1 protein-coding gene is annotated in these 1,782 nt (G+C 44.1%); it reads right to left on the bottom strand.

What is annotated here, in order from left to right; translation table 11 throughout:
* Positions 1-381: 381 nt before the first annotated feature.
* The gene (locus tag QQZ16_RS02275) at positions 382-1,659 is read right to left on the bottom strand and encodes an IS110 family transposase (protein ID WP_284561048.1); all 1,278 of its coding nucleotides are present in this window, start codon (positions 1,657-1,659) and stop codon (positions 382-384) included.
* Positions 1,660-1,782: the final 123 nt, after the last annotated feature.

Genomic DNA, 1,782 nt, shown 5'->3' with positions numbered 1-1,782 from the left:
CTCCCTCTATAAATGTTGATCTATCAACGGTTTGACCCGTTGTTGGGGTATCAAAAAAATATTTTTCGACACAATCCCTAACAATATTTTTAAAATATGTGAAACTATTCCAATACATGGGTACGCTACGCGGTCACTACTGGATAATGGTGGAAAGTAGTGATAGGAAATTATGCGATGCACAATGGATCTCTGCGTAACTTATGATGACGTACCCTCCCATGTCTCTGGGCATCTAAGTGCCTACATTCCTTCGTTCGGTCTAGTCATAAGGCAGAGGCTAGCGAAGCTCCTTTAGGGACTCAAGGTCGAATGGAAAAAATAGTGCCAGCTTCTCCGTGTCATCCTGTTGTCTAGGTCTATTTAAGGGGATGAAGGGTCTTATGCAGCCTCTACGAGACTAGGAATATCCCTCATCATTCGCTGTGCGTCAAACGCTTTGTGCTTAGTGCTAATTCCATGTAATACTTTTAATAGCTTACCGCATAGAACCACGATGGATTGCTTCTTGCGTAATGGATTAACCATACGATTTGTGTAATACTCATGTAGCTTTCGAAAGGCTTCATTGTGACGGATCATCGGCATCATTACTCGGAACAGAAGGGCGCGAAGCTTTCTTCTCCCCCGTTTGGAGATGCGTTTTTGCCCCTTGTGCTGACCAGAGGAATTTTCACGTAACGTTAATCCCGCGAGTTTAATTAGTTGGCGTGGATCTTCGTAGTGTGAAAAGCTTCCGATTTCAGCTAATAGATCGACAATCGTTGTATCTCCGAGTCCCGGAACCGTTGATAGCCATTCGTACTCTACAGACGTTTTTACAAGGTCAACTAGATGTTGAGTAAGGCTTTCGATATCTTGTTCTAACTGATGGTAACGGCGAACGAGCGTGGCAATTTCAATACGGGCCATCTCACGTCCTTCTGTTACTCCGATAGAGTTAGCTGCGACTTCAATAAGACGCAATGCTTTGGGTCTTTGGGGGGATTTGAGCCCCTCAACCTTCCGATAAAGAGATAAAACTTCATCGGGTTGTTTTTGGTGAAGATCATTCGGAAATGGGGTACATTCAAGTACTGCCAAAGCCATTTTTCCGAATGACGGAAACACCTGAGTAAACTCTGGAAAATAGCGATCTAACCAACGAATAATCATGTTTTTGACAGACCCTAGTTCCTCAGTCAATTTACTTCTAAACGTTGACCCAACGCGAAGTTCGGCCTCCATACCTTTTAGGATACGGGGATAACTGAACCGTCCGTCTTTTAAAAGTCGAGCGATCACAAGTGCATCTTTTCTGTCATGCTTGGTTGGCAGATTGTCGTCCAACTCTTTTGAACGCTTAACATGCATAGGGTTAACCATGGCCAAGGGAATGCCCCGGTCCTCAAGGTAGTAGGCCAAATTGAGCCAGTAGTGTCCCGTAGGTTCAATCCCGACAATGACTTCCGTTTTTTCATTTTCTTTCATGGCTACCAGAATACGTTGATAGAAAAGCTCGAACCCGTCTCTAGCTTGAGAAACAGAGAACGATTTTTGGAGCACACGTCCACGGTCATCCACAAAGCAAGCGTAATGGGTCCGCTTGGCAATATCGATTCCGACTACGAGTGTTTTTTCGGTGACTTGATTTATTTTCTGATTTTGTTTAAAATCCATTTTGGAGTCCTCCTTGGTTAACTAAGTTAGGGGTCATTTCGGTCCACGATTTGACACCCCGTATCATACCAAGAGGGCTCTTTTTTGTTCAAGTCCCCGAAAATCCTTCTAACAGGAATGCTC

The organism is Bacillus sp. T2.9-1, from assembly GCF_950097965.1.
Taxonomy (GTDB): domain Bacteria; phylum Bacillota; class Bacilli; order Bacillales; family Cytobacillaceae; genus Niallia; species Niallia hominis.
Note: the sequence above shows the minus strand (reverse complement) of the source record. Positions and strands in the feature narration are given on the sequence as shown.

What these genes read in the sequence shown, in the direction of transcription:
- QQZ16_RS02275 (WP_284561048.1), bottom strand. Translation starts at nt 1,659, where the DNA reads ATGGATTTTAAACAAAATCAGAAAATAAATCAAGTCACCGAAAAAACA.